This is a genomic window from Acidobacteriota bacterium (assembly GCA_020853395.1).
Lineage (GTDB): Bacteria > Acidobacteriota > Vicinamibacteria > Vicinamibacterales > SCN-69-37 > JADYYY01.
Genome location: JADYYY010000010.1, coordinates 303,680 through 326,844 on the forward strand (window position 1 = coordinate 303,680; position 23,165 = coordinate 326,844).

General features: G+C 69.1%; 20 protein-coding genes. 6 read left to right on the forward strand and 14 right to left on the reverse strand.

Translation table 11 applies throughout. The annotated features are described in order from the left end of the window. The first annotated feature begins 10 nt into the window (after positions 1-10). Genes IT184_09960 through IT184_09970 form a run of 3 tightly spaced genes read left to right on the forward strand, consistent with a single transcriptional unit; the run spans position 11 to position 4,387 of the window. Positions 11-1,630, forward strand: coding sequence for a glycosyltransferase family 39 protein (locus tag IT184_09960; GenBank protein MCC7009130.1), 1,620 nt, complete (start codon positions 11-13; stop codon positions 1,628-1,630). 8 nt (positions 1,631-1,638) lie between these two features. Then, on the forward strand, positions 1,639-3,063 hold the full coding sequence (locus IT184_09965; GenBank protein ID MCC7009131.1) for a VanZ family protein: 1,425 nt from the start codon (positions 1,639-1,641) through the stop codon (positions 3,061-3,063). After that, positions 3,053-4,387 (forward strand): O-antigen ligase family protein, encoded by a 1,335-nt coding sequence (locus IT184_09970; protein MCC7009132.1) that lies wholly within the window; start codon positions 3,053-3,055, stop codon positions 4,385-4,387. Before IT184_09965 ends, IT184_09970 begins: the two co-directional genes overlap by 11 nt. Here IT184_09970 and IT184_09975 read toward each other — a convergent pair. The 14 genes from IT184_09975 to IT184_10040 form a co-directional block, all read right to left on the reverse strand. Further along, positions 4,347-5,507: an acyltransferase gene (locus IT184_09975; GenBank protein MCC7009133.1), complete on the reverse strand. Its 1,161-nt coding sequence runs from the start codon at positions 5,505-5,507 to the stop codon at positions 4,347-4,349. The genes IT184_09970 and IT184_09975 overlap by 41 nt on opposite strands. Before the next feature lie 25 nt (positions 5,508-5,532). Then, positions 5,533-5,718, reverse strand: coding sequence for a hypothetical protein (locus tag IT184_09980; GenBank protein MCC7009134.1), 186 nt, complete (start codon positions 5,716-5,718; stop codon positions 5,533-5,535). Beyond that, entirely contained in the window at positions 5,702-6,895 is a 1,194-nt protein-coding gene (locus IT184_09985) for a hypothetical protein (GenBank protein MCC7009135.1), read from the reverse strand. Before IT184_09985 ends, IT184_09980 begins: the two co-directional genes overlap by 17 nt. Continuing rightward, on the reverse strand, positions 6,892-7,344 hold the full coding sequence (locus tag IT184_09990) for a hypothetical protein (GenBank protein ID MCC7009136.1): 453 nt from the start codon (positions 7,342-7,344) through the stop codon (positions 6,892-6,894). Before IT184_09990 ends, IT184_09985 begins: the two co-directional genes overlap by 4 nt. A 210-nt stretch (positions 7,345-7,554) precedes the next feature. Beyond that, the gene (locus IT184_09995; GenBank protein MCC7009137.1) at positions 7,555-9,411 is read right to left on the reverse strand and encodes a carbamoyltransferase; all 1,857 of its coding nucleotides are present in this window, start codon (positions 9,409-9,411) and stop codon (positions 7,555-7,557) included. Next, positions 9,408-10,490 (reverse strand): FemAB family PEP-CTERM system-associated protein, encoded by a 1,083-nt coding sequence (locus IT184_10000; protein ID MCC7009138.1) that lies wholly within the window; start codon positions 10,488-10,490, stop codon positions 9,408-9,410. Before IT184_10000 ends, IT184_09995 begins: the two co-directional genes overlap by 4 nt. After that, on the reverse strand, positions 10,484-11,368 hold the full coding sequence (locus IT184_10005; protein MCC7009139.1) for a DUF3473 domain-containing protein: 885 nt from the start codon (positions 11,366-11,368) through the stop codon (positions 10,484-10,486). Before IT184_10005 ends, IT184_10000 begins: the two co-directional genes overlap by 7 nt. Positions 11,369-11,379: 11 nt before the next feature. Next, a complete protein-coding gene (locus tag IT184_10010; GenBank protein MCC7009140.1) occupies positions 11,380-12,762 on the reverse strand; it encodes a TIGR03013 family PEP-CTERM/XrtA system glycosyltransferase in 1,383 nt (460 codons plus the stop codon). Continuing rightward, positions 12,755-13,726 carry a polysaccharide biosynthesis tyrosine autokinase gene (locus IT184_10015; protein ID MCC7009141.1) on the reverse strand — a complete coding sequence of 324 codons (972 nt, stop codon included), beginning with the start codon at positions 13,724-13,726 and terminating at the stop codon, positions 12,755-12,757. Before IT184_10015 ends, IT184_10010 begins: the two co-directional genes overlap by 8 nt. Before the next feature lie 25 nt (positions 13,727-13,751). Continuing rightward, on the reverse strand, positions 13,752-14,759 hold the full coding sequence (locus tag IT184_10020) for an AAA family ATPase (GenBank protein ID MCC7009142.1): 1,008 nt from the start codon (positions 14,757-14,759) through the stop codon (positions 13,752-13,754). A 6-nt stretch (positions 14,760-14,765) separates the two neighbouring features. Beyond that, positions 14,766-16,310: a hypothetical protein gene (locus tag IT184_10025; protein MCC7009143.1), complete on the reverse strand. Its 1,545-nt coding sequence runs from the start codon at positions 16,308-16,310 to the stop codon at positions 14,766-14,768. Beyond that, on the reverse strand, positions 16,297-17,640 hold the full coding sequence (locus IT184_10030; GenBank protein MCC7009144.1) for a hypothetical protein: 1,344 nt from the start codon (positions 17,638-17,640) through the stop codon (positions 16,297-16,299). The genes IT184_10025 and IT184_10030 overlap by 14 nt, the downstream gene beginning before the upstream one ends. Before the next feature lie 8 nt (positions 17,641-17,648). Beyond that, positions 17,649-18,314, reverse strand: coding sequence for a polysaccharide biosynthesis/export family protein (locus IT184_10035; GenBank protein MCC7009145.1), 666 nt, complete (start codon positions 18,312-18,314; stop codon positions 17,649-17,651). After that, complete coding sequence (locus tag IT184_10040; protein ID MCC7009146.1) at positions 18,311-19,402, reverse strand: sigma-54-dependent Fis family transcriptional regulator; 1,092 nt, start codon at positions 19,400-19,402, stop codon at positions 18,311-18,313. The genes IT184_10035 and IT184_10040 overlap by 4 nt, the downstream gene beginning before the upstream one ends. A gap of 430 nt (positions 19,403-19,832) precedes the next feature. On the opposite strand from IT184_10040, the gene IT184_10045 reads away from it, so the two are divergent. The 3 genes from IT184_10045 to IT184_10055 all read left to right on the forward strand — a co-directional run bounded on the left by IT184_10045 (position 19,833) and on the right by IT184_10055 (position 23,054). Further along, positions 19,833-21,002 carry a sigma-54-dependent Fis family transcriptional regulator gene (locus IT184_10045; protein MCC7009147.1) on the forward strand — a complete coding sequence of 390 codons (1,170 nt, stop codon included), beginning with the start codon at positions 19,833-19,835 and terminating at the stop codon, positions 21,000-21,002. Positions 21,003-21,359: 357 nt separating this feature from the next. Further along, entirely contained in the window at positions 21,360-21,737 is a 378-nt protein-coding gene (locus IT184_10050; protein MCC7009148.1) for a hypothetical protein, read from the forward strand. Between the two features lie 63 nt (positions 21,738-21,800). After that, positions 21,801-23,054: a glucose-1-phosphate adenylyltransferase gene (locus IT184_10055; protein MCC7009149.1), complete on the forward strand. Its 1,254-nt coding sequence runs from the start codon at positions 21,801-21,803 to the stop codon at positions 23,052-23,054. Positions 23,055-23,165 lie beyond the last annotated feature (111 nt).

Consider the following 23,165-nt stretch of genomic DNA (forward strand, 5'->3'; position numbering starts at 1 on the left):
ACGACGAGACGTGCGGCGAGACCGGCTGGTGCTCATCGCCATCACGGCGGGCGCGCTCGGACTTCGCGTGTGGTCGGTCACCTGGGGTTGGCCGCACGGGTTGTACGGGGACGAATCGAACTACGCCCCCAACGCGATGCGGATGGCCGCAGACCGCACGCTCAACACGGGGCGTTTTCACAACAGCCATCTCTTCACCTACCTGTGCCTGGCAGAAGTCGGCGTCCTCTATCTTGCGGGGTACGTGGCCGGCATCTTTCACGGCGCACGGGAATTCGGCGCGTTCGCCTGGAGCCACGCGATTGTGATTCTGAGCCTTGCGAGGTTCACCACCGTCGCGTTCGGAGTGGCGACGGTGGTCGGCGTCTACATCGCCGGACGTCTGTTGCACGGCAGGGCCGTGGGATGGTTGGCGGCGATGCTGCTCGCGGTCTCTCCGCTGCACGTGTACTACTCAAAGGTCGCGGTCAATGACGTGCCGATGACGGCCTTCGTCCTGCTGACCCTCGTCGTCACGCTGTATCACCTGCGGACCGGCAGTGCGCGTTGGCTGTACCTCGCGGCATTCGCGGCTGGGCTGGCCGCGGGCGCCAAGTACAACGGCGGACTCGCGATCGTGATGCCGCTGGGCGCGGTCGGCGTCACGGCATGGCGCTCGTTCCAGACCGGCGCGTCTGGCCTGCGCACGGCAGCCATGACTGCCGTGCTGATCGGGCTCGTCGCGCTGGCCGGGTTCGTCCTGACGGATCCGTTTGCCGTGCTGAGCTTCAGGGAATTTCTCGCCGGCTTCGAGTTCCAGGCCGGGCTGGCGCGCGCGAGGTGGCCGACCCAGCCACCGGATCCGGTGCCGCTGCTGATGATCCGATCGGTGGCGGCTGGTCTCGGCGTTCCGTCGTGTCTCGCGGCAGTGGCCGGTCTTTTCTTGCTCCTTCGGCGCCGATCGGCAGCCGGTCTGACTGTCTGTGCCTTTCCGATCGTGTACGTCGGGGTCATGGCGCTCAGCCAACTGTTCTTCACCCGTTTCTTGCTGCCCATCTACCCGCCGCTGGCGCTCCTGGCCGGATACGCGGTCGTCGAGACCGTGCATTCCGTGCGACGTTGGTCACCATCAGCCGGCCGGCTAGCCGCGGGCCTGATCCCTGCCGTGACGATCGCCATCCCGCTCCAATCGGCACTGACCCTGAATGCCGTCCTGTGGCGCCAGGACACGCGTCTTCACGCTCGCGAGTGGCTCACCGCCCACGTGTCTTCGAACGACCACATCCTCGCTGACTCCGACGCGGCCGCAGCACTCGACACGCCATCCGACTGGCCGATGACGGTGCGCTTGACATCACAGAACCGCGAAGTGCTGGCTCGCGAGTGGACATGCGCCCGCATAGACCGCGAGCGGGTCACGTTCGTGCTCCTGTCATCGGCGTTCACGCACGCCGTTCGCGACCCGCGAGCCGCGGAACTCCAGGACTGCGTCGGAAGACGCGCCGCATCGGTCGTCACGATCTCGCCACTCCGCCCGGGTGTGACGGTGCCGGAGTTCGAGCTGTCGGAGGTGACGGATGTTCTGCGTGTCCTCGGTGCTCGCGCATCGAATGGGCCCTTGATTCGGATCTTCGAGATCACCCCTCGATGAACCGCGAGATGATGCCTCCTGCCCCCCGCCGTCATCACCTCGCGCTCGCGGCGCTGGCGTGGACGGCCTTCGCCGTCTACGGCTCGCTCGTACCGCTCGAGTACCGGCCGACCGCGTGGGACGACGCCGTGGCGCGGTTCCGGTCGCTGCCGCCGCTGTGGGTCGGCATCGGCACGCGCGCGGACTGGGTCGCCAACATCCTGCTGTTCATCCCGCTCACCTTCCTGTGGCTCGGCACCGTGGCGTGCGACCGCGGACGGATGGCGCGCCTGGCCGGCGCCCTCGTGGTGCTGCCGCTCGCCGCGGCCGGGGCCGTCGCGCTCGAGTTCACCCAGATCTGGTTCGCCCGCCGCACGGTCTCGCGCAACGACATCCTCGCCGAGGCGATCGGCGGCGGCCTGGGTGTGCTGCTGTGGTTCGTCATCGGCCAGCGGGCGGTGGCCTGGGCCCGCACCTACAGCCTCGACCGGCGGCCGCAGTCGCGCGTGCAGTGGCTGCTGCAGGCGTACATCGTCGGCTTCACGATCTGGTCGGTGATTCCGCTGGATCTGACGATCAGCGTGACCGAGCTGTACCACAAATGGGAGCGCGGCCAGGTGACGCTCCTGCCGTTCGCGTACCGCTACGAGTCGTGGAGCGCGCACCTCTACCAGGCGTTCGGCGATCTCATGGTGTTCGTGCCGCTCGGCATCTGGATCGCGATGTTCGACTGGGGGCCGCGGCCGAGCCGCGCCGTGCTCAAGCTCGCGGCCATGGGCGGCGCCGCGTACGGCACCGCGCTCGAGCTGGTGCAGCTTCTCGTCCTGAGCCGCTACACGGACGTAACCGACATCCTCTTCGCGGTCGCCGGATCCACGCTCGGCGCCTGGCTCGTCCTGCGCCAGCGTTCTGAGGCCGCGACGACGGCGACGGACGTCCCCGACGCCGCGACGCCAGCGACGGCGGTCCACGGGATCGTCGCGGCGGCCGTCAGGTGGGGCATAGCGATCGGGGCGTACACGGCGTTTCTCCTCGCGGGGTTCCTGTTTCCGTTCGAGGTGACGCACGATCGGGTGCTCGTCGCATCGCGGTTCCAGGAGTTCGCGCGCGTGCCACTCTTCTCGCTCTATATGGGCACGGAGTTCAACGCCATCCAGCAGGTGCTCGTGCGGCTGCTGCTGTTCGCGCCGCTCGGCGCGCTGTGGGGGCGTCTCGCGCTCCGTGCTCGAGGGCGCGCGGGCCGCATCGCGATCGGTCTCGCCGGCCTGGGCTACGCCGCCGCGCTCGCGCTCGCGATCGAGCTGGCGCAGCTCTTCATGCCGCCGAAGATCGCCGATCCGAGCGATGCCGCCCTCTGTCTGCTCGGCGCCGCTGGAGGCCTGTACGTCGCGGCGCGAGCCCTCGTGCCGGCTGACGATCGCGCCGCGACAGGCCGCACACGCGATGTGGCCTGATCGACTCGACGCCGCGCGGCGCGCTGCGGCTCTCGCGCTGCAGGTCCTCGCCATCGCGGCCGCGGTCGCGTGCCTCGTGCTGCTGCGCGATACGCCGCTCGTCCTTCGATGCCTCTGGACGGCCGGCCTGGCCGCCGGCGCCGCTGCGGCGCGGCGGCCGGAGCTCGCGATCGCCGCGTATGCAGCGTCGTTGTACGGCACGCCCCGGTATTCGCCGGATTCCAACGTCCTGGTGCGATCTGGAGTCCTCGACGGCATCGCCCTCTTCGCGGTCGCCGGGACGGCGCTGTGGCGAGCCTCGCATCCGCAGCCGCGCCCGTCGCGGCTGACGTGGGTCGCGGCCGCTCTCTTCGTCTGGATTGCGGTCGCGAGCGTTGCCAACTGGACCGTGGTGGACGCCTCGCGGCGAAGCAGCGGGCATGCGCCCATCCTTCTCGTTCACGCGGCGGCGATGTGCTGGGTGGCGAGCGCGGCCATGCCCGGACGAGCGGCCGCGCGGCAGTGGGCGTCCTGGCTGGGCGTGGGGCTCGGACTGCGCACGTTCCTTCAAGGCCGCGAGGGCATCGTGCTCGAGAACGACCTCGGACCCGTCGTGCTCATGGTCGTGCCCTTCGCGATTCTGCTCGCCAGGTGCGAACCTCGCCGGGTTGCGCGTCTCGCCTTCGGCCTCGCTGCCATCCTCGCCCTCGGCATCGTCGCGTTGACCTACAACCGGGCCTCCGCGGTGGCATTTGCCGCGGCCACGTTCGTGTTCCTTTGGCAACAGCGTCATCGCGGCCGCTGGATCGCCATAGGGCTGACGATCGCGGTGCTCGCGACGGGGTGGTTCGCATCGGGAGCGTATCGCGAGCGCTTCCTGCAGGCCTGGCAGGAACTGCAGGGCACGTCGTCGGGCAGCGTCACGGAACGCTTCGCGCTGTGGCGTGCCTCCGCCCGTCTCGTTGCGGATCACCCGGTCGTCGGGGTCGGGCCCGGCCGATTCGCCACCGAGGTGGCCGACTACTCGCCGAGCCTCCGCGGGATGGTCGTGCACAACAGCATCATTCACGCCGCGGCGGAAACGGGCGTTCCCGGCGCGGCGCTGTATCTCGCGCTGTTCCTCGGCGTCCTCGCGCTCACCGCGTCAATCCGGCGCCACACGTCCGACCCGTGGCAGCGGGAACTGGCCGGTGCCCTTCAACTGAGCCTGATCGTGTACCTGATCGCCGGTCTGTTCCTGAGCCGCCACGACATGGTGATGGCCTACATCCTCGCCGGATGGACGATCGGCCTGCGCCGCGAGCCTATCGACGGTCCACCCACCGGCGCAGCGGCCGCTCCATGACGAAGTACGACGCGCTCGCGACGAGAATCGTGAGCCCCAAGCTCACGAGAGCGAGCGTGCCGCGCACGGCCGGTGCCGATGACGGACCGACCTGCATCAGGCGAGCCACGGCCACCATGCACGCGAACTGGTAGATGTAGACGCCGTACGAGATCCGGCCCAGCGCGCGGAGCGGCCACACGCCGAACACGCGATCGGCGCTGGGAGACAAGGGCGCGGAGGCCAGCGTCGCGGCCAGTGCGACCGGCATCCACGGAAACAGGTAGCGGGCGTACGGCCACTGCAGCCGATCGGCAGCCGGGACGCATGCCAGCCACGCGACGGCCGCAACGCTGGTCCAGCAGACGACCGCCGCGATGCGGCCGGCTGCGCGGCGGCTTCCGGTGTCGTCCACGAGGACCACGGCGGCAGCCGCCCCGATCAGGAACAGCGGCAGATGGGCCAGCGGAGAGTGGCTGAGCACATAACCGTCGCGTGTGGTCAGCAGCGTCAGCGGCCAGCCGAACCACGTGTCGCGCGTCGCCATGAGCGCGGCATGTACCGCATAGGCACCGGCCGCGGCCATCAGCAGCGTGATCGCGACGCCCACGCCTCGAACGCCCGCACGGCGGATGGCGAGAAAGATCAGCGGCGCGATCACGTAGAACTGAACGAAGATCCCAATCGTCCAGAACTGCGGGCTGATGCTGTAGAAGGAGGGCTCCCGGAGATTGTTGACGAACAGAACGTGCGCCACGAGGTCCACCGGATCCGATGCGGCGTCGCTGGCGATCGCGAACGCAGCCAGGCAGGCCCAATAGGCTGGCACGATGCGGACGGCTCGGCGCAGAACGTAGCGCCAGGGGTTGTCGAACGGCTCGCCTCGATCGATCCGCTGCCAGAAGGACCGGCCAATCAGCAGCCCGCTCAGGACCATGAGCAGCGCCACGCCGACGCCGCTCTCCGCGAAGTAGCTCGCATCGAAGGGGCCGGCGCGTCCTGCCACGCTCATGCCGAGCGAGTGGTGGAAGTTCGCGACGAACACCGACAGGCACGCGAGCGCGCGAAGGCCGTCGAGCGCGCGCCACGAGCCTCGCTCGGCGCGAGCCGCCGTTGTCGCCTGACGGGCCGAGCTCGTCACGACGCCGCCTGATGACCGGGCGCGCTCAGAACAGCGTGTAGATGAACGGCGCGGCAGCCGTGCCGGACAGCACCACCAGCACCCCGAACGCCAGCAGAATCACGACGATGGGCAGCAGCCACCATTTCTTGGTCTGGCTGAGGAAGAACCAGAACTCCCCCACCAGGCCGCGGCCGGCCTCCTGCTTCGCGACGTCATCGAACTTCTCCATCAGGTCCTCCACCACCGGCCACCGGCTGCTCCGGCACCTCGAACTCGGGCCGCGTGCGGATGGCTTCGAACACCGCATCCGCGAGATCGGCGTTCCCGAGGGCCGAAAAGTGTATGCGATCGTACGGGATGAAGAGCTGGTCGCGGTCGAGCTGCTGCACGAAGACCGGCAGCGGGTCGACGACGAACAGCCCCAGCGCGTCGGCGATGGCGCGGACCCGCGTCTGATACTGCGCCTGCGGGTACTCGTGCTCGACCTGCGCCCGAATCGGCATCGTGACGACGCCGACGGCGAACCCTTGGGCGGCGCCGAGATCCCGGAACTGCTTCAACGACGCCTTGACGTCGGCCCACGCGCTCTCGATGGCCGGCGATTGCGTCCCGTCGAGCAGGGCCATCTCCCACTGCACCTGGTTGGTCGCCGCCGACGTCGGCGCGATGGCCGACAGCCACGCATGCCGCAGCGTGTAGAGCACGCGGCTCGATCGCAGCAGCCGGTTCCACTTCGACGGCTGGTTGCCGAGCCGGAACGTTCCGGGGCTCGTCGTGCCCGCGGCAGCCGGGACGACGGCCGCCGGGATCCCCGTGGACGCCGCCAGCCGGACACCGTCCGGCGAGACGCCTTCATAGGGCAGGTCGTTCCAGTACAGCCCGACCAGGACGATGTCCGGCTTCAGCCGCGGCGCGAGGCGCTCGAGCAGCTTGTAGTCGCGCTTGAGATCGTAGGCCGCGACGCCGCCGTTGACGACCTCGATGCGCCGCTCCGGAAACTGGTGCCGCAACAGGCGCTCGAGCTCGGCGCAGTAGGTCTCGCGATCGCCGACACCCCAGCCGAACGTGGTGGAATCGCCGACGGCCAGGACGCGCACGGCGCCGTCGGGCTTGGGATCCTCGGGCAGATCGCCGCGCAGTCCCAGAGCGTTGATCGTCGCCAGCCCGTCGTCGAGAAACCCGACCTGGTTCGGCACGTGCACGAATCCGAGCGCCGGGTCGGTCTGGTAGACGATCTGCGGCTCGCGAGCGGGCTCGGGCGGCGCCGGATAGAGCGCGCGCACGCCGATCTCGCAGAGCCCGAACGCGATGAAGATGGCGACGAGCGCGGCGGTGGCGCGGGCTCCGAGGCCCACGCTCGGCCGGCGGCGCCGCCGTGACGCGTCGTTGGTCATCGTCTCCCTCATGACTGCCTCAGGTACTCGGCCAGCCGCGCGGCCTGCGGCTTCGGCTGCCAGTAGCTGGCGGCGCGCGGCCGCCGCAGCCGCAGCACGTCACGCCCGGCGGCGCGGAAGACCCAGGCGAGCGGCGTCAGCACCAGGAAGAAGATCGCGCCGAGCGCGATGCGCGACACCGTCCAGCCGATCGGGAAGGCCGCGATCATCCAGCCGGTGAAGATCGGGCGGACCAGCGCCGGCCGCGCCAGCCCGGCCGCGCCGACGACGACCGCGGCGACCGCGAGCCCGATGGTCCAGCCATCGTGCGATCCCTTGAACCATCGCCACCCCGCCATGGCCAGGAACACCACGAGCCACAGCGCCGCGAACTCTCGCAGCGTCTTCTTCGCCGGCGGCTTGATCACCTCAGACCATTGCACGGTCAACTCCTTGACATCGACCATCGAGACATCGGACATCGGGACATCGCCTCGAACATCGGGCCATCGAGGCATCGCGCCATCGATGATCCGGGCATCGAGAGTGCTCCTGCTCGCCTCGCCGGATCGATGCGAGCCCGGTTTCCCGATTCGATCGATGCGATATCCCGATTGCTCGATTGATCCATGCGATGTCCCGATGAATCGATGCGATATCCCGATGTCCCGATGTCCGATGTCTGATGCCTATCAGTCGAGCTGGAACTGCGCGAGGTGCCGGTCGCGCTCGGCCGCGTCCACCTTGTCCGAAACGTCGCGCTTCAGCACGATGATGTCCTCGAGCACGAGCGCGTCCATCTCGGTCGCGAGGAGGCAGCGGTACGCGTCCTCGGGGCTGCACACGATCGGCTCGCCGCGCACGTTGAAGCTCGTGTTGACGAGGACGGGGCAGCCCGTGCGCCGCTGGAACTCACGGAGCAGCGCCGTCAGACGCGGGTTGCGCGCCTCGTCCACCGTCTGGAGGCGCGCGCTGTAGTCCACGTGCGTGACGGCCGGAATGGCCGACCGCGGGATGTTGACCCTGGCCCGAAGATCCGGATCGCTCGCCATCTGCCGCCGGGTCGCGTCGTCGATCGGCACGCGATGCGCTTCGTCGACCGGCGCGACCAGCAGCATGTACGGGCTCTCGTGCCGCGGCTCGATCCCGAACCAGCGCGACGCCTCGTCGCGGAGCACGATCGGGGCGAACGGCCGGAAGCTCTCGCGGAACTTGATCTTCAGGTTCATCGTGGCCTGCATGCGCGGCGACCGCGGGTCGCCGAGGATGCTGCGCGCGCCGAGCGCGCGGGGCCCGAACTCCATCCGCCCCTGGAACCAGCCGACGACCTGCTCGGACGCGAGCAGGTCGGCCGTCTGCCGCACGAGCTCGTGTGGCGAGCCGGCACGCGTGTAGGGCACGCCGAGGCCGTCGAGCCAGTCGGCGATCTCGTCCGACGAGAACCGCGGGCCGAGCAGGCTGCCTTTCTGGCTGTCGCGCCCCTGGGGCGCGCGCGGCTTGTCGAGCAACTGGTGCCAGACGAACAGCGCCGCGCCGAGCGCGCCGCCGGCATCGCCGGCCGCCGGCTGGATCCAGACGTCGTCGAACGGCCCTTCACGCAGCAGCCGGCCGTTGGCGACGCAGTTGAGCGCCACGCCGCCCGCCATCACGAGGTGCCGCATGCCGGTCTCGCGGTGCACTTCCCGCGCGATGCGCAGCATGATGTCCTCGGTCACGGCCTGGATGCTCGCGGCCAGGTCCATGTGCCGCTGCTCGATCGTGGACTCGGGCGAGCGCGGCGGGCCGCCGAACAGCTCGTGGAACGCGGCCGACGTCATCGTCAGCCCCTCGCAGTAGTTGAAATACCGCATGTCCATCCAGAAGCTGCCATCGTCGCGGACGTCGATCAGGTGCTTCTCGATGAGATCCCGATACACGGGCCGGCCGTACGGCGCGAGGCCCATGAGCTTGTACTCGCCGCTGTTGACCTTGAACCCGCAGTAGTAGGTGAACGCCGAGTAGAGCAGGCCGAGCGAGTGCGGGAACTGCAGTTGCTTCGTGAGCGTGATCCGGTGGCCTTCGCCGACGCCCATCGCCGCGGTCGTCCACTCACCGACGCCGTCGAGCGTGAGGATCGCCGCGCGATCGAACGGGCTCGGAAAGAACGCGCTCGCCGCGTGGCTCTCGTGGTGGTCGGTGAAGACGAGCGGCGTCTGTCGCCGGCCGCCCATCGCGCGGCGAATCAGCCGCGACTGCTGCAGCTTCTCGCGCAGCCAGACCGGCATCGCGGTCGCGAAGCTCGAGAAGCCGGCTGGCGCGTAGCCGACGTACGTCTCGAGCAGCCGCTCGAACTTCCGGATCGGCTTCTCGTAGAAGACGACGTAGTCGACGTCCTGCATCGACACGCCGGCTTCGCGCAGGCAGTACTGTACGGCCAGATCCGGAAAGCTCGGATCGTGCTTCTTGCGGGTGAACCGCTCTTCCTGCGCAGCGGCGACGATGTCGCCATCGGCGACGAGCGCCGCGGCGCTGTCGTGATAGAAGGCGGAGATACCGAGGATGCGGGTCACGGAATGCCTCGCACGATGTGCGGCCCGAGCGTGGTCGCCAGCCGCAGCGGCAGATGCTGCCAGAGCGCGATGGCCGTCGTGAACGTCGTGTTCGTCGGACCGTGGTCCGGAACGTCGGCGCGCGAGAGCAGCACGTACTCCCAGCAGAGCGGCCGCGCCACCGCGCCCCACTGCAGCTTGAACTGGTGCGTGCCGGCGCCGGGCGTCGATCGGCCGAAGTCGAAGGTGGTCATGCCGTCGGCCACCGCCCGCTCGAGCATCGACCAGTACAGCAGCATGTTCGGACACAGCGTCCGGTAGGCCTTGAGCGACGACGCCCACGGCACGAGCACGGTCCGGCGGAACGCGATCGTGACCGCTGCCGCCATGACCGTCGCGCCGCGGCGCACGACGTGGACGCGCGCGCGATCGCCGAAGGCCGTCAGCACCTCGTCGAAGAGCCGCTTGGCGTAGACCGGCGTTCCCAGATCGCGCATGTTCTCGGCGAAGACCCGATAGAACGCCGGCACCAGCTCCCGGCCGCCTGCAGCCGCCTCGAGACCTTCCTTCTGCGCCTTGCGCACCTGGTTGCGCACCTTCCGGTCCAGCTCCTGCCAGAGCGCATCGGACGACGACGGCAGCGGACGGACGAGGCTCAGCTTGTGCTCGCGGCACGGCAAGGCGGGAAACTGCCGGCGGCGATGCCGCAGCTCGACGTGTGAGGCGCCAGCTTCGGCGGCGATCTCTCGCGCCCGCGCGACCAGCGCCTCCGCCGCGGCGTCGTCGTCGGCCAGCACGCCGCCGTCGTTCAGGAACGGCAACGAGATCAGGGCGCGGCCGAAGAGCGGCGACCGGAACTTCACGAGCGGCAGCACGCCGACCAGCCGTCCGCCGCGGCGGGCCGCGAGGTACGCCGGCGCGTGCCGGAACACGCGAGCGACGAGCGGCCCCCAGGCCCAGAGATGATCGGCCGTGGCGTCGGGATGGGCCTCGACGTACGCGTCCCACTCGGCGGCCGAGCCGGCGGGCGTCACGAGGATCGGAGCCGTGTCGGCCGGCGCGAGCACCGCGCGATCGATCGGGGACGCGAGGCTCACCATACGTACGGCAACGGCAGGGCCAGGTCCGACGGCTCGTGGGCGCGCCGGAGCGTCTCGGCGATCACGGTCGCGACCGGCCCGAAACGGAAGTCGCCGAGCAGCCGCCGCATGCGCGCCTGCGCGTGCTCGAGGTTGCGGTAGTGGCGGAACCGGCTGAGCAGGCCGGCCGGCAGCCGGGGCTGATCGGGATCGAGCTCCCACGGGTGCAGGTAGAAGACCACGGCGCGCTGCTCCTGCCGGTTCACGCGCGCGATGCCCCACTTCGTCCACCAGTACGGCAGCAGCCGGAAGTAACCGCCGCCGGCGACCGGCACGTTCACCGGCCCGATCCGTGTCGTCGATCCCGGCACCTCCACGATCGCGCCGCCGCCGCGCCGGATGGCATACGGGCTGCGGTGGGACACGGGGATGCCGTAGCGGTCGTGGCGGATCGGAAAGATGCTGGAGTCGTACTCGTAACCTTCTTCGACGAGCACGTCGAGCGCCCAGAGCGATCGCGGCGTGATGGAGAAGCTCGGCGCGCGGTAGCCGATCACGCGGCGGCCCGACGCGTCCTCCAGCAGCGCTTTCGCGCGGCGGACGTCGTCGCGGAACGCGGCGAGCGTCTGGTCGTAGATCAGCCGATGACCGTAACCGTGCGAGGCGATCTCGTGGCCGCGCGCCGCGAGGCGGGCGATGAGATCGCGGTGCCGCTCGGCGACCCAGCCGAGCACGAAGAACGTGCTCCGCACGTCGAACTCGTCGAACAGATCGAGCAGCCGGTCCGTGTTGGCGACGACGCGGCTCTCCATGTCGTCCCAGCGGGCGCGGGGAACGAGCCCGTCGAACACGCTGACGTGGAAGTAGTCCTCCACGTCGATGCTCATCGCGTTCAGGATCGGCGCGCTCATCACGCCCCCCGCCTGAGGATCACCGTCTTGACCGTCTCGAACACGATCACGAGGTCGAGCGTGATCGACATGTTCTTGATGTAGTAGAGGTCGTACTGCAGCTTCTGCAGCGCGTCCTCGGTGCTGGCGCCGTAGGTGTAGCGGACCTGCGCCCAGCCGGTGAGGCCCGGGCGCACGACGTGGCGCTGGCGATAGTACGGGATGTCGCGCGTCAGGTCCTGGACGAACTCCGGGCGTTCCGGCCGCGGCCCGACCAGGCTCATGTCGCCCTTCACGATGTTCCAGAGCTGCGGCAGCTCGTCGAGACGCGTGCGCCGCAACCAGCCGCCGATGGGCGTCACGCGCGGATCACCGTGCTTCGACGCCCAGACCGGCCCGGTCGCGGCCTCCGCGTCGGCGCACATCGTCCGGAACTTGTGGACGGTGAAGACGCGGCCGTGCAGCCCGACCCGCTGCTGGTGATACAACATCGGGCCGGCCGAGGTGAGCTTCACGGCGACGCCGACGAGCAGCATCACGGGCGCGCCGACGATCAGGCCGACCGACGAGACGACCAGGTCCAGCAGGCGCTTGGCCGCCGCCTGCGCGCGGCTCTTGCGGAAGCCTTCCGAGAAAATCAGCCAGCTCGGGCGGAGATTCTCGACGGCGATCTTGCCGGTGTACTCCTCGTACACCGAGGCGAGGTGGTCGAAGGTGACGCCGTCGAGCTTCATCTCGAGCAGCTTGTCCATCGGCAGGCGGCCGCGCGCCTCGGCGAGGCTGACGACCACGCGATCGACGCCGCGCGCGCGCACGACGGACGGGATGTCCTCGATCGTGCCGACGACGCCCGGGTTGATCAGCGAGGTGCCGACCTTCGACGGATCGGGATCGACGAAGCCGACGATCTCGACGCCGAGCTCCGCGCGGCGATCGTACAGCTCGCGCGCGAGGCTCAAGGCGGCCGGGTTCGTGCCGACGAGCAGCAGCCGTTCGCGCGGGCCGAGCCGCGTGCTGAGCCAGTCGAACAGGACGCGCCAGCCGATGATGACCGTGAGCGCGAGCGCCGCGGCGATGGCGAAGACGCCGCGGCCGATCACCAGATCCGGAAACCAGTAGTACAGCGCCGCGAGCAGGAACGACGCGGCGGCGAGCGCCTGCAGCAGCCGCGTCAGGAGCTCGGTCCGATCGGCCAGCCGCCGCAGATCGTACAGATCCGCGTAGTACAGGCACGCTTGCGTGACGGCCGCCACGAGCAGCGTCTTGCGCATGCCGTTCTCGTGCTCCAGGACGAACCAGGCCCACTCACCCAGCCGAAGCCACGCCGCGAGCGCGACGGCGCCGAGGATCAGCGCCGTCTCGCAGGCGATCAGCAGCAGCGACCGCAGGGTGAACCTATGCATGCTTGCGCCCGAATCGGCCGAGCCATCGCGCGGCGAGCGTCGGCCTCGTCTCGTCCCGGCCACCGTAGTAGTAGTGGTAGTAGTAGCCGTGGCTGCCGAAGCTCTCCATGTCCGCGCGGTTCAGCACCGTCCCGAGCAGCCGGTCGCGGCCGATCGCCTCGACGGCGCGTTGCGCGAGCTGGTACGACGTCGACCCGGCCTTGACGACGAGAATCGCGCCGTCGGCCATGGCGGCGAGCAGGTTCGCATCGGTCATGAGCCCCACCGGCGGGGTGTCGATGATGACCCAGTCGAAGTGCTCCCGGGCCTCGGCGATCAGCCGGCGCATGCGGCCTGACGTCAGGCCCGCCATCGGATCCGAGCTGGGACGCCCCGCCGGGAGCACGGTCAGCCGCTCCGAGATCTGATGCGGCGTGAAGCCGACGTTCTCGATCGCGTTCAGCCCATCGCTCAAGCCCGGCGCCGGCTCGATGTTGAAGACGGTGTGCAGCGACGGGCGCCGAAGATCCGCATCGATCAGCAGCACGCTGCGGCGATACGACTCGCTGAAGGTCAGCGCGAGGTTCGTGGCCGTGAGCGTCTTGCCCTCGCCCGCCACGGCGCTCGCGATCATCACGACCTTCAGGCCGTGGTCGACCTGCGCGTGGTGCAGCGTCGCAGCGAGACGCCGGTACTGCTCGCGCGACGTGGGCGGCATCGTGCGATCGGCGACGAGCTTGCCCGTCATCCGCTTGTGCACGACGTCCATCAACCGCGGCGTTCGGGCGTCGTGCGTCGCGTTGAGCTCGAGGCCTGTCTCGGCCGCCGGCGCCTCCGGCACGGCGGGCGTCTCGTCCTCGGCCGGCGCCTCGACGGGAAACGCCTCGGGTGCCAGGACGCTCACGGCCGTGTCGGACTCGCCGGTGGCCGGCGGACTGCCGGCCTCGGCCGCCGCGCGGCGCATCGCATCTTCTACTCGCCCCATCGCTCTGCTCCTCGTCGCCGCCGGCTCATCGGAAGAGCCTCGTATGCCGGCGGCCGGACCATCCCGAGAACCAGCCGGCCGCGGTCGGACTGTCGGTCTCCGCGTCCGGATCGTCGGCCGCCGAGGACGCCGGCTCCGGACCGTTCGTCACCGGCCCGGCGAAGACACGGGGCGCCGGGCTCGCGGGCGCCGCGCCATTTTCGGCGGCGGCCGGGCTCGCGGCGCGGCCCACGCCGAAGTCCCGGCAGACCTCGCGCACGATGCGCGTGGTCACCGGCTTCTGTCCGGCGGCGAACCCGCCGAGCAGCGCGTTGTCGGCCAACACGTTGACGGCGCGCGGCAACCCCTCGGCGGCCTCGTGCATCAACGCGACGGCCTCGCGCGTGAACACCTCACCGCCGACGCCGCCAGCGGCGGTGATCCGGCCCGCGACGTACTCGGAGGTCTCCTGCAGCGTGAGCGATCGGAGCTGGCAGCGCAGCGCCACCCGCTGCTTGAGCTGCCGGAGGTTCGGCCGATCCAGCCGGCTGGCCAGCTCGGGCTGGCCGGCGAGGATCACCGACACGAGCTTCTGATCGTCCGCCTCGATGTTGGCGAGCAGGCGAATCTCCTCGAGGACGTGATCCGGCGCGCTCTGCGCCTCGTCGACGATCAACACGGTCACCTCGTTCTCACCGCGCCGAGCGCTGAGGAGCCGCTCGAGCTCGGCCAACATGATCGCCTTGGACGCGCTCGCCGCGTCCGACAACCCGAACTTGAGCGCCAGCAACTGGCTGAACTCCTCACGCGACAGCGTCGGGTTGCTCAAGTGCACGTGATGGACGCGCTCCGGCTGCGCCTGGAGCACCGCCCGAATCAGCGTCGTCTTCCCCGATCCCGGCTCGCCGAGCACGACGGTCACGCCCTTGCGGCTCGCGATGGCGTACTCGAGGTTGCTGAGCACTTCGCGATGCGGGTCCGTGAGCACGAGGTACTTCGGGTTGGGCGTCAGATCGAACGGCCGCTCCCGAAACCCGAAGAAACGTTCGTACATGTCAGGTCACCGGACGAACGTGTAGACGAGGATCGACAGGCACCCGGCGACGATCCCGCCGAGCCCGGCACCGATGAGCAGACGCCACCGCTTGCGGCGGCGCCGATCCTCGTCGGCCTCCATCACCGGCACGACGGCGAGGACCGGCAGCTTGAGAATCGCCGCCAGCTCGTCGTCCGTCTGCATGCTCGCGTTGCGGTACTCGAGCAGCCCGACGAGACCGAGCCCGATCGCCAGCCCGGCCGCCATGCCCATCAGGTTCAGACGCTGACGGTTCGGGCTGAACGGGCGGTTCGGGAGCCGCGCGGAATCGAGGATCTTGAACTGCGCGCCGATCTGCCGCGTCTCGAGGTTCCGGGCGAGGCTGGCTTCCTCCTTCTTGGCCAGGAGGTTGGCATACAGGCTCCCCAGGGTCGTGTAGTCGCGGTTGAGCTCGACCATCTCCGTTTCGCGGGTCGGTCCGGCCTCGGCGCGCTGGAAGTACGTGTCGGCGAGCTTGCGCAGCCGCTGCACCTCGGCGGTGTTGCGCGCGAGCGCGCGATCCAACTGGACGAGCTGAGACCGGGTCTCCTCGATGCGGCGCTGGCGGCTCTGCTCGGCGGGCGAGGCGTTGCGGCCGCCCTCGGTCGACAGCGGGCGCGACAGCGACTCGTTCTCGAGCTTCGCCTCGAGATCGCGGATCAGGCGTTTCTGCTGCTGCACGTCCGGATGGTCGGCCTTGAGCACGAGCTGCATCTGCGTGAGCTTCGCGCGCTCGGCGCCGAGCTGCTGGGCGGTGGTGCTGGTCTCGGGCCCGGCCATCGCGGACGGATCCTGGGCCGCCGCTTCCAGCTCCGCGAGCTGCCGCTCGAGGAGGATGCGGCGCTCCTGGTCGCGATCCATGGCCGTGACGAGCGCCTGGACCTGCATCTCGTTGCTCTGCACCGCCTGCAGATTCGAGTTCATCTGCGCGGGCAGCTCGCCCGCGTACTTGCGGCGGTACTGCTCGACCTTCTTCTCGTGCTCGATGAGCCGGCGCCGGGCGTCCTCGAGCTGCGACTCGAGGAACTGGTCGGTGCCTTCGAGCAGCATCGAGCGATCCCGGTTGCTCTCGTCGATGAGCAGCGAGGACACGCGGTCGGCCACCTTCATGACCGTGCGCGGGTCTTCCCCGACGTAGCGGACCTTGAACGCATCGCCGCGCACGATCTCGACCGCGATCGAATCGCGGACGCGCTCGACGATGTCCTCCATGATCCCGTTCTTCCGGTCGACGGGATAGAGGTCGAGGTCGACGATGATGCGCTCGAGCCGCGTGCGGCTCATGACCTGCTGCTGGATGGCGGGCAGCCGGTCCTCGAGCTTGGGCGGCGCGGCGGCCGAGACCATGTTCTCGGGCACGCGAGGCGGCTGCACGATGATGATCGCCTCGGACGCGTAGAGGTTCGGCAGGCGCCGGACGTACACCGCCGTCGCGGCGGAGATGACCGCGAACGGCACGAGCACCAGCCAGACGCGTCGCCAGAGGATCGCGAGGATGTCTTCGGGGGCGTACTTCCTACCGGGTAGCACGGCTCGGTCTCCTGGTGCGATGCAGCAGCGGCGCCCACGTGGTCGCGAACACGTTGACGAGCTGGCTTTCACTGCGCCGCCCGAGTCCGGCGGCCGTCACCACGTCGGCGCCGATCTGGCGGGAGTAGTAGCCGTAGCTGGCGCCGAGCGCCAGATACCGCGTGAGGCCGGCCTGCAGCATCACGATCGCGCTCGTGCGCGACAGGCCATTGTCGCCGCCCGAGAAGCCCACGGCGCCGCGCTGGTACGCCACGAGCGACGTGAAGGTCAGCCGGCGGCTCAGCAGCCCTCGCAAATCCGCCTGCGCGGTGTCGAGCAGCGTCGGTTCCAGCACGAACGACGGAAACTCGAGCGTCCGCCGATATTCGGCGCCCGTCTGCCACGTGCGGCCGAGCTCATGGTTTAGCCGCACGTTGCCCAACGCAAACAGACGCTCGGTTCCGTGCGAGTCCACGGCGGCGCCGAGACCTGCGTTGCCCGCGAGCGTCGTGCGCTTCGTCAGCCGCAGCGTGCCGCCTCGGTTGTAATCGACCCCCAGCTCCAGGCCTTGACTGCGGACCGGCCGGGCCTCGGGCGCGTCCACCGTGGTCTCGCTGAAGCGATAGCCGCCACGCACGCGGAGATGACGCGTCACGTTCACCATCACGCCGGCCATGCCGGTCCGCTCCAGCAGGTCGAAGTTCTCCGATCCGCCGAGCTCCAGCCGGCGCAAGAGGCGCGCATCGGCGACGACCGAGGCCCGCTCGGTCATGCGGTAGGTCACCCCGAGCGCACCGGTGCCCTCCACCGTCCGTCCTTCCATCGACGCGACGTCGGGCGGCAGGATGAGCAGCGGGTCGAGCTCGAAGCCGCTCGCGGTGCCGACCTGCCCCTGCATCGCGCTCATCGCCCAGAAGCTCGGACGCAGTTGCGCGCCCAGCATTCCGTTGACGCTGAAGCGAGGACTGAGTTCCCATGCGCGGCTCGTGTCGGCGGACAGGTTGTAGGTCGACTGCGTGAGCCACAGCCGCTCGGGGGCGGTGTAGCGCATGCCCAGCACGCCGATGCCCGCGTTCACGCGCAGCCAGGACAGCGCCAACACGTAGGCGAGGTTCGCGTTGGCCTGGCCGATGGTCGTCGAGTCCGGCAGCGGCTGGCTGAGCCCCGTGACCGACGGTGACGTGCCGATCGTGTCGAGAAACGACATGCCGAGCCGCGAATTCGCGCTCAGAACCTGCTCCGCGCTGCCGACGCCGCCGCCGAACAGCGCGCGATCGCCGCGCGACTGAGCTGCCGCCGGCGCGGCGGAGACGAGCAGCGCGAGCACGATCGCGAAGAAAGCCGGACGCATGCGCTCGCTCAAGGCACGACGATCGTATCGCCGACGGCGAGCTCGATGTTCTGCCTGAGGTTCTTGCCCTCGACGATGTCGTTGTAGTTCACACGGTAGCGCTTCGGCTGCCCCTGCTCCGTCCGGATGACGGCGATCTTGTCCCCCTTGGCGAACTCGTTGAGCCCGCCGGCCATCGCGATCATCTGGAGCACGGTGAGCTTGCCCGACAACGGGTAGGGTCCCGGCTTCGCCACTTCCCCCATGACGAACACTTTCCGGCTGTTGATCTGCTTGACCGACACGCTCACGACCGGCGCCTCGAAGAACTTCGTGGCGGCCGTCAGCACATCGGCGCGCAGTTGCTCGGGCGTCAGGCCGGCCGCGCGGATCTCGTTGAGCACCGGCAGCGTGATCTTCCCGTCGGGGCGCACGACGACGTCGGTGGTCATGTCTTTGTCGCGCCAGAACATGATCGAGAGAATGTCGTCGGGGCCGATCACGTAGTCGGGCGGCGTCTCCGGCTCGGCTGGCTTGGCGGGCGCGGCGACGCCGGCCGGGGCTGGCGCCGCCGACTGCGCCATGACGGCCGGCGCGAGCGCGATCAGCACGGCGCAGGCGGCGACGGCGCCTTTGCAGAGCGTCCGCGCCGCAGTGCCGCCGATCGCTGGACGAGGGACGATCCGGCGCGTCATCGGTACTCCTTGAAGGGAAGCTGACAGTCGTGCTTCCGGAGGAAGTTGAGGAACCGCTTGTAGTCGGCCGGCTCCATGTTGAAGAGCCGCAGCACGATCTTGTAGTTGCCGCGCGCCTCCTCGAGCCCCTTGTGCACGAGCTGGCGGACGTTGCTGCGCGTGATCTCGCGGTTCATGTAGAGAGGGTAGACCACGTGCCAGAACGACTGCCGTTCCTCCACGAGCTTCTTGAAGAGATCATCGACCACCGTGCGCCGGCGCTCCACCGCGGGCCGCGTGCCGAACTGCGCCGGCGCGAGAATCTCGTGCGGCAGGTCGGTGACCTGCACGACGTCGCGGCGTCCGGTGACGATGATCCGCTCGACCACGTTCTCGACCTGACGGACGTTGCCCGGCCACGAGTAGTTGCACATGACCTCGAGCGCTTCGGGCGAGAACGCGCGCACGGGGCTGTGCGCGTTGGCGCTCGTGCCGTTGCCGTTGCTGCTCGTGAACCGCCGCAGGAAGTGATCGATGAGCAGCGGGATGTCCTCGCGCCGCTCGCGCAGCGGCGGCACGACCAGGTGGATGACGTTGATCCGGTAGAACAGATCTTCGCGGAAGAGCCCCTGCGTGATCAGGTCGCGCAGGTTGCGGTTGGTCGCCGTGATGACGCGCACGTTGGTCACCTTCGCGACGCGTTCGGCGCCGACCTTCTGGATCTCGCCCGTTTCGAGGAACCGGAGCAGCAGCCCCTGCATGCGCAGCGTCATCTCCCCGATCTCGTCGAGGAAGATCGTGCCGTTGTCCGACATCTCGAGCTTGCCGGGCTTGTCCCGGTAGGCGCCCGTGAAGCTCCCCTTCACGTGCCCGAAGAGCTCGGACTCCAAGAGCGTCTCGGGAATGCCGGCGCAGTTGACCGGCGTGAACGCCTGTGCCGCGCGCGGGCTCGCGCTGTTGATCGCCCGGGCCACGACCTCCTTGCCGGCGCCGCTCTCGCCCGTGATCAGGACCTTCGCGTCCGACCGCGCCACCCGCTCGATCTCGGCTTTGAGCTCGAGGATTGGCCGGCTGACGCCAATCAGGTCCACGTGACCGTTGTGCCTCATCGACAATGCCTCACCTGAGGGAACGCGCGACGTGCGTTCCACGCGGGGCGGGACCAGTGCAAACGCGCGTCCGGCCCGGCGCCAGGCGGCCGCCGCCGGGATATCGCGTTGAGACGCAGGCTGTTAGGGCACGAGGTGCGAGCGATGAGGTCCAACGGTGCGGCCCGGTGAAGGTCGGACTCGATTGGCGGCAGGAGAAGAAAGTCGTCTCAAACGGAGACTTTCGTTTCGCGGCGCTATCGACAAATTTGCGGCGCCGCTGTGTCGTACTCGTCAATATTGTGCGAATTTCTGCGTGTCTCACGCCGAAACGCCGATTACAGCACTCGTCGTTGACGGCAGACTTCGTTCCCGCTAGTATCGCGCTGGTCGGAACTTTGTCGCGCCGTACGCGACAGATTGTCCGCGTCTTCCAGCAAAGGATTCCCCCGTGTCAGTGCTTTCGAGACCTCAGGACGTCCGCCTCGTCGGCCGCAGCGAAGCCATCCGCCTGCTCGAGACCGACATCGAGTGCGCGGCCCGATCGGACGCGAAGGTCCTCGTCACCGGGGAGACGGGTGTGGGCAAAGAGGTCGTCGCACGGCTGATCCACCAGCGCGGGACGCGCGCGTCGGCGCCGCTCGTCACCCTCAACTGCGCCGGGCTGCCCGATTCGCTGCTCGAGTCCGAGCTGTTCGGCCATGCACGCGGCAGCTTCACGGGCGCCTATCGCGACAAGCCCGGCCTGCTCGAAATGGCGCCGAACGGCACGGTCTTTCTCGACGAGGTCGGCGAGATGAGCACCCGCATGCAGGTCGTGCTGCTGCGCTTCCTCGAGTCGGGCGAGATCCAGCGCGTGGGGGCGGACCGGGTGCAGGGACGAGTGAACGTCCGGCTCATCACGGCCACCAACCGCGACCTGCAGCAGGGCATCCAGGCCGGGACGTTCCGCGAAGATCTCTACTTCCGTCTGAACGTCATCCGGATTGCGATTCCGCCGCTGCGCGATCGCGTCGAAGACATCCCGCTGCTCGTCGACTACTACGCCAAGGCCTACAGCCAGGCGCATCGTGTGCCGCCCGTCGAGGTGCTGCCCGACGCGCTCGACGTGCTCACCGCCTATCGTTGGCCCGGCAACGTCCGCGAGCTCAAGAACGTCGTCGAGCGCATCGTCCTGAAGACCGCCGGGCAGCCGGCGCGAGCGAGCGATCTGCCGGTGGAGCTGCTGCGCGGCGTGACGCCCGCACGCGCCGCCGCGACGACGGCGACGCCGGCGCCGCTGTCGCGGGCCGACGAGCTGGCCGCGCGCATGCTGGCGCACGGCGAGTCGTTCTGGGCCGCGGTCTATCCGCAGTTCATGTCGCGCGACATGACCCGCGCCGACCTCCGGCGCATCGTGCAGATCGGACTCGAGCAGACCAGCGGCAACTACCGGTCGCTCGTCCAGCTCTTCAACATGCCGCTCGAGGACTACAAGCGCTTCCTGAGCTTCCTCCGGAAGCACGACTGCCACCTCCCCTTCCAGCGCTTCCGCACGGTGCCGGCCAGGCTGCAGCCCGCGCAGCCGGAGATGCCGGCCGCCTCGGGCGACCCGATTCCCTGGGGCCGCACGCCGCACTGAACGCACGCCCGGTAGCGGCGCGACCTCTCGCCTCCATGGGCGCGCCGCGCGAAGCCGCGCGGGCGCTTTCGATTTCGTCAGAGCGCTCCGGCACGCAGACCTTAGTCTGCGCTTGAACGGAACTCTTGGCGCCGGCCGCGTTCATGGAACCTCACGCTTTTGCCCCGCGCGCTTGCATTTTCTTCGTTGCACGTGTAAATACCAGCACGCCTCCGGGGTCGATCACAAAACGGGCAGCAACCTTGCTCTCGACCACGTGGCCCCCTGATGACGCGTCGCGTGCTGATTGTCGATTCCGACGACCACTGCAGGCGGCTTGTCTTTCAGCTCGCATGTCAGGCTGGCCTGCACGCGACGATGCGTGAGACGTTCCAGGACGCACGCCGCGACCTGGCCGCCACGCCGCACGACATCCTCGTCACCAACGCGAAGCTCGGGACCTTCAACGGCACGCAACTCGTGTATCTGGCGCGTCAGGCCAACCCCGCCAGCACGTGCATCGTGCACGGCGACGACCCCGGCATGGCGCTCGACGCCCAGCAGGCCGGCGCGTTCTGGGAGCGATCCACCTTTCTCCCCTTCGGGCTCCCGCAGTTCTTCTCGTCCACGCTGCCGGCCTCCGATCGACGCGATCCGCGACGGCTCGATCGGCGCCTCACGTTCCGAGGCGGACGTCGCGCGACGGATCGGGTGGAGCTGCACGCTGCCGCGACGACGCTGCCGCGGCTGCTGTGACCTCGACGCACGACGCCGTCGCGCGCTGACGCGGCCGACGACCCCCACGGTACAATTGCCCGGATGACGGACGTCCTCACGATCATCCTCGGAGGCGGGCGCGGCACCCGGCTCTTCCCGCTGACGTTGCAGCGTTCGAAGCCGGCCGTGCCGATTGGCGGCAAGTGGCGGCTGATCGACATCCCGATCAGCAACTGCCTCCACGCGGGGCTCGAGCGCATCTACGTGCTCACGCAGTTCAACTCGGCGTCGCTCAACCGGCACATCGCGCAGACGTACCGCATGGACATGTTCTCGGGCGGCTTCGTCGAGGTGCTCGCCGCCGAGCAGACGCCGGAAGGCGACCTGTGGTTCCAGGGCACGGCGGACGCGGTGCGCCAGGCGACGCGGCACTTTCGCGACATCGAGGCGGAGTACTTCCTGATCCTCGCCGGCGATCACATCTACCGCATGGATCTGGCCGAGCTCGTCGAGGCGCACGTGGAGCGCGACGCCGACATCACGATCGCCGCGCAGCCGGTCGGTGCCGACGAGGCGACGCAGCTCGGGATCTTCAGCTTCGACACGAGCGGCCAGATCACGGGATACGAGCAGCGTCCGGCGGTCGAGCGGCTCACCGAGATGCGATCGAGCGCGCCCGCCCATTCCCCTGCCGGCCTGTTGACGGCCGACAAGCCGTTCCTCGCCTCGATGGGCATCTACGTCTTCTCGCGGGACGTGCTCTACGACGTGCTCGAGAAGAACCGCGCGGTGGATTTCGGCCGAGAGGTCATCCCGAGCGCGCTCGACACGCGCCGCGTGCACGCGTACGTCTACCGCGGCTACTGGGCCGACGTCGGCACGGTGCGATCGTTCTACGACGCAAACATGCTGCTCACGCAGAAGAAGCCGCCGTTCGACTTCTTCCACCCGCGCCGGCCCATCTACACGCGCCCGCGGTTCCTGCCCGCCGCCCGCTTGCACGACTGCCAGGTGACCGAAGCGCTCGTCTCGGAGGGCGCCTACCTCGATTCCTGCCAGGTGCAGGCGAGCGTCGTCGGCGTGCGGACGTCGATTCACCGGGGGGCCAAGGTCAGCCGGTCGATCCTGCTCGGCGCCGATTACTACGAGGACCAGTACAACGACTTGCCGCTCGGTGTCGGAGCCAACGCCGTGCTCGACGGCGTGATCGTGGACAAGAACGCCAGGATCGGCGACGGCGCCCGCCTGGTGAACGAAAAGAAGATCGAGGAGCACGACGGCGACGGGTACTTCATCCGCAGCGGCATCATCGTCGTCCCGAAGAACGGGGTCGTGAAGCCCGGCACCGTGGTCTGACGGGGACGATCGTCTGCAGACGTGGTGCTCGCGGTTCGACCGTGAGCCCGCCATGACGTAGGTTTCTCGGGACGCCGTGCGCCGATTCGTGCAGCCGGCCGTTGCTCAAGG